We start from the raw sequence: 5,076 nt of genomic DNA on the forward strand, positions 1-5,076 counted from the left end.
GAGCGCTGGGTGCAGTGCGCCGAGCTCGACGCGCCCGACGGCCTGATTCGCGCCCGCGTCCGGCTGCGCCCGGTCAGGGAGGCGGGCGGCATTCCCGCCTTGCGCGACGAGTATAATTGCGTTCGTATCCTGACCTGCGACGGCAGGACGTTCGGCTGCGAGGGGCGCGGCGCGGGCGGGCCGGCAACAGCGGAGGCGCTCCTGGCCGATCTCAACCGCATCCGCGACGCCCGCGCCTGGCGCGACGTGACGGCGCCCCTGCCCGCCGGCCTCGTCCGCTTCGGCGCCGAGGTCCTGGCGCGGACCGGCGGTCGGCCCGACGGTCCGCCGACGATCCTCCTCGGCGGCATCTCGGCGAACCGTTTCGTCGCCGAGAACGGCGCGGACGGACCCGGCTGGTGGCCCGGTCTGGTCGGCGCCGGCAAGGCGATCGATCCGGATCGGCGCCTTGTCCTCGGCATGGATTTCATCGGCGACGAGGCGGGCCGCAGCGTGCCGACCACCACCGAGCAGGCCGAGGCGCTGGCGGCGGCGATCGGGCAGGTCGGCCGGCCGGCGACGATCATCGGCGCCTCCTATGGCGGCATGGTCGCGCTGGCGCTCGCCGCGCGCCGGCCCGAGCTGGTCGAGCGGCTGGTGGTGATCTCGGCGCCGCACGCGCCGCACCCCGCCGCCACCGCGGTCCGCGAGCTGCAGCGCCGGATAGTCGCGCTCGGCCGGGAGGCAGGGCAAGCCGGGAAGGGGCTCGCCATCGCGCGCGGCCTCGCCATGCTGACCTATCGCACCCGCGACGAATTCGGCGAGCGCTTCGCCGGCGGCATCGACGCCGACGACCCGCTCGCGGTCTCGGATCCCGGCCGCTATCTCAAGGCGCGCGGCGAGGCCTATCGCGACGTGATGTCTCCGGGCCGTTTCCTCAGCCTCTCCGCCTCGCTCGACCGGCATAAGGTTAACCCCGCCAGGGTGCGCGCGCCGACCCTCGTCATCGGCGCGACGAGCGACCAGCTCGTCCCGCCGGAGCAGCTCCGCGATCTGGCCGCAGCCTTGCCCGACGCCCGGCTGGAAATCCTCGACAGCCTTTACGGCCACGACATGTTCCTGAAGGAAGCGGGCCGGATCGGCGCGCTCGTCGCCGATTTCCTGGAGCAGCCATGACCGATCCCGCCACCAGCCTCGCCCGCGCCCTGCCGGACCGCGATCCGGCGCACCGGAGCGTCGCGCCGCCGCTCTGGGCGTCCGATTCCTATGAATGGGCCGATGCCGACGCCAAGCCGGACTATGATTATTCGCGCACGGTCAGTCCCAATCGCGACATGCTGGTGGAAGCGCTGGCCGTATTGGAAGGCGCGGCGGGCGGCGGCGCGACCGGAAGCGGGCAATCAGCGGCGCTACTGGCGCTGCTGTTGCTTCCCGCCGCCGCGAAGGTCGTGGCGCCGCACGATTGCTATGGCGGCACCTACCGGCTGATCCGCGGGCTGGAAGAGCAGGGCAAGCTCACGGCACAGTTCGTCGATCAGAAGGACGAAGCGGCGCTGGACGCGGCGCTCGCCGGCGGCGCCGACCTGCTCTGGATCGAAAGCCCCAGCAATCCGCTGCTCCGGCTGGTCGACATCGCGGCGGTGGCGGCGAAGGGCAAGGCGGCCGGCGCTTTGGTCGCCGCCGACAACACGCTGCCGACCCCGCTCCGCCAGCAGCCGCTGGCGCTCGGCTGCGACCTCGTCCTTCATTCGACGACCAAGGCGATCAACGGCCATGGCGACGGCTTTGGCGGCGCGCTGCTCGCCAAAGACGCGGCATTGGTCGAGCGCCTTCATTGGTGGGCCAATGCCGCCGGCCTCAACGCCGCGCCGCAGATCGCCTGGCAGACCCTGCGTGGCCTGCGCACGCTCGCCGTGCGGATCGACCGGCAGGAGGAAAGCGCGAAAATCGTGGCGGAATGGCTCGCCGCCCGGCCGGAAATCGCCGCGGTCCACTATCCCGGCCTTCCCGATCATCCCGATCATGCGCTGGCGGCGCGCCAGCAATCCGGCCCCGGCTTCATGATCGCCTTCGAGCTGACCGGCGGCGCGGACGGCACGGCGGCCTTTCTCGCCGGACTGGAGCTTGTCACGATCGCCTCGTCGCTCGGCAGCCATTCGAGCCTGATCTGCAAGCCGGCGACGATGACCCATCGCGGCATGCCGCCCGAGGCGCAGGCGGAGGCGGGCCTGGGTCCCAACCTGCTGCGCCTCAGCGTCGGCCTGGAAGCGCCCGCCGACCTGATCGCCGATCTGGCGCGCGGCCTCGCCCGGCTCGGCTGATGCGGCGGTTGCTTGATTTTTGAGTCCCTCGCCCGCAGGGCAAGACGATGCTCGGCCTGTCTTTCATCCGTGAGAACCCTGACGCTGTCCGCAAGGCGGCGGTGGACAAGAATGTGCCGCTCGATCTCGATGCGCTGCTCGCACTCGACGGCGAGACGCGGGCGCTGAAGACGCGGATCGACACGCTCCGCGCCGAGCGCAACGCGATCTCCGATGGCTTCCGGACCGCGGCGAACGAGGACAAGCCGGCGCTAGGCGCCAAGGCCAAGGCGATCGGCGCCGAGATCGGCACGGCCGAGGCGGAGCTCGACGAGAAGCAGGCCGCCTTCGATGCGCTGCTGCTTCGTGTCCCCAATATCCCCTGGCAAGGCGCGCCGGTCGGGCCAGACGAAAACTTCAACACCGTCGTGCGTCAGGAAGGGACGATCCCGAGCTTTGATTTCGAGCCGCTCGACCATGTCGCCCTGATCGAGAAGAACGACTGGGCCGATCTCGCCCGGATCACCCCGGTCGCCGGTTCGCGCACTTATTGCCTGAAGGGTCGGCTGGCGCTGCTGGAGCAGGCGCTGATGCTCTGGGCCCAGAAGCGGCTCACCGCGGACGGCTTCACCCTGATGACGGTGCCGGCCATCGCGAAGCCGCACGCCTTCGTCGCCACCGGCCATTTCCCCGGGCACGAGGACGAAGCCTATCATATTCAGGAGGACGAGCTTTACCTCGCCGGGACCGGCGAGATCGCGCTCACCTCGCTCCATTCGGGCGAGATCATCGAAGCCGACAGGCTTCCCATCCTCTATGCCGGCTATTCGCCCTGCTTCCGCCGTGAGGTGGGGAGCGCCGGCCGCGACGTGCGCGGGCTGCTTCGCGTCCACCAGTTCTTCAAGCTCGAGCAATATGTGATCTGCCGCGACGATCCGGAGGAAAGCGCGGCGTTCCACCAGCGCCTCCTCCACAATGCCGAGGCGATGCTGCAGGCGCTCGAAATCCCCTATCAGGTGATCGAGGCGTCGACCGGCGACATGGGCAACGGCAAGTTCCGGATGAACGACATCGAGAGCTGGGTGCCTTCGCTCGGCAAGTATCGCGAGACGCACAGCTGTTCGACCCTGCACGACTGGCAGGCGCGCCGGGCGAATCTCCGCTGGCGCGACGAGGACCGGAAGGTCCGCTTCGTCCACACCCTCAACAACACCGCGCTGGCGACCCCGCGCTTGCTCGTCCCGCTGCTGGAGAACCACCAGACGGCGGACGGGCGGGTGAAATTGCCCGAGCCGCTGCGCGAGCTGATGGACGGCGATTATCTCTGACGAGGCGAAGCCGCCGCTGCGGCGCTTCCTCCTGGAAGGGCCGGCATTGTGGGCGCGTTTCTGGCGCAGCTTCGGCAGCCTGGCGCCGCGCGGGCCGCTGGACGGCCCGAAGCTGATGGTCATCCCCGGCTTCGTCGCGAACGACCGCACGACATTGGGCCTCCAGCGGGCGCTCGCCGCCGCCGGCTATCGCGTGATCGGCTGGGGTATGGGCCTCAACAAAGGCGTTCGGCCCGACACGCGCGAGCGGATCGCCGAGCGGATCGAGGCCTTCGCGGGTGGACAGAAGATCGTCCTCGTCGGCTGGAGCCTCGGCGGCGTCTTCGCCCGCGAGGTCGCCAAGGTCCGGCCCGACCTGGTCGAGAAGGTGATCACTTTGGGTTCGCCCTTCTCGGGCGACCCGCGCGGCAACAATGTCTGGCGTTTGTACGAGCTGATCGCCGGCCACCCGGTCGACCGGCCGCCGATCGAGGTCGTGCTGGCGGAAAAGCCGCCAGTGCCGACCCTCGCTTTGTGGTCCCGCCGCGACGGCATCGTCTCGGTCGCCTGCGCCCGCGGCGAGATCGGCGAGAGCGATAAGCAGATCGAGTTGACCTGCAGCCACATGGGCTTCGGTGTCTCCGGCCGCGCCTTCCCGGCGATCGTGAAGGCGGTGCGGGAGTTTTGAAAACCCTCATCCCATCCTTCTCCCGCAAGCGGTAGAAGGAGTGCGGTTGCGCTGACGCCATCGCTCGGAGAACCCTCTCCCGCCTGCGGGAGAGGGCAGGGTGAGGGTCTTGCTACGTCAGAAACGGTGCCGCCACCTCCGGCGGGACGCGCAGCGGCCTTCCCGTCGCTTTGTCGAGGATCGCCCAGGTCGTCTTGGCCCTGACCCGCGGCTTGCCGTCCGCGCCGACGAACTCGACATGGCGGTCGAAGCGGGCGCCCTTGGGCGGATCGGGGACCCAGGTTCGCCCCGTCACCGTCTCGCCAGGGCCGACGGCGCGGAGATAATCGATCTCGTGCCGGATCACGACCCAGACATAGGCCTCGACATGATCGGCCGGCGCAACGGCCCGCCAATGCGCGACCGCGATGTCCTGAATCCAGCGCACCCAGGCCGCATTGTTGACATGGCCGAGCTCGTCAATGTCCTCCGCCTGCGCGGTGATCCTTTTCTCGAACGGCGTCACCGCGCGGCCGGTGCCGCGTCCGCGCCGCCATTCTGGGTCAGGATGAAGGCATAGGCCTCGGCCTGCTCGCGCAGCCGCGTCCAGCGGCCGGACTGGCCGCCATGGCCGGCGCCCATGTTGATCTTGAGCAGCTGGAGATTGCTGTCGGTCCGCATCGCGCGGAGGCGGGCGGCCCATTTGGCCGGCTCCCAATAAGTGACGCGCGGATCGTTGAGGCCGCCGGTGATCAGCATCGGCGGATAGGCTTGGGCGCGGACATTGTCGTAGGGGCTGTAGCTCTGGAGATAGCGGAAGACG

6 protein-coding genes are annotated in these 5,076 nt (G+C 69.7%); 4 read left to right on the forward strand and 2 right to left on the reverse strand.

Going from position 1 to position 5,076, the window contains the following annotated elements:
• The 4 genes from ACT4N3_RS12630 to ACT4N3_RS12645 form a co-directional block, all read left to right on the forward strand.
• A partial coding sequence (locus ACT4N3_RS12630) for an alpha/beta fold hydrolase (protein WP_444855579.1) occupies positions 1 to 1,155 on the forward strand: 1,155 nt, incomplete at its 5' end.
• Entirely contained in the window at positions 1,152 to 2,300 is a 1,149-nt protein-coding gene (locus ACT4N3_RS12635; RefSeq protein WP_444855580.1) for a PLP-dependent transferase, read from the forward strand. The genes ACT4N3_RS12630 and ACT4N3_RS12635, both read left to right, overlap by 4 nt.
• 47 nt (positions 2,301 to 2,347) lie before the next feature.
• On the forward strand, positions 2,348 to 3,607 hold the full coding sequence (serS, locus tag ACT4N3_RS12640; protein ID WP_444855581.1) for a serine--tRNA ligase: 1,260 nt from the start codon (positions 2,348 to 2,350) through the stop codon (positions 3,605 to 3,607).
• A 46-nt stretch (positions 3,608 to 3,653) separates the two neighbouring features.
• Positions 3,654 to 4,274 (forward strand): alpha/beta fold hydrolase, encoded by a 621-nt coding sequence (locus ACT4N3_RS12645; protein WP_444855582.1) that lies wholly within the window; start codon positions 3,654 to 3,656, stop codon positions 4,272 to 4,274.
• A 112-nt stretch (positions 4,275 to 4,386) separates the two neighbouring features.
• Here the strand turns inward: ACT4N3_RS12645 and ACT4N3_RS12650 are convergent, their stop codons facing one another.
• On the reverse strand, positions 4,387 to 4,779 hold the full coding sequence (locus ACT4N3_RS12650; protein ID WP_444855583.1) for an acyl-CoA thioesterase: 393 nt from the start codon (positions 4,777 to 4,779) through the stop codon (positions 4,387 to 4,389).
• Positions 4,776 to 5,076, reverse strand: a 301-nt coding sequence (locus ACT4N3_RS12655; RefSeq protein WP_444855584.1) for a prolyl oligopeptidase family serine peptidase, incomplete at its 5' end; no start/stop codon positions are given. The genes ACT4N3_RS12655 and ACT4N3_RS12650, both read right to left, overlap by 4 nt.

Source organism: Sphingosinicella sp., assembly GCF_052388015.1.
Lineage (GTDB): Bacteria > Pseudomonadota > Alphaproteobacteria > Sphingomonadales > Sphingomonadaceae > Allosphingosinicella.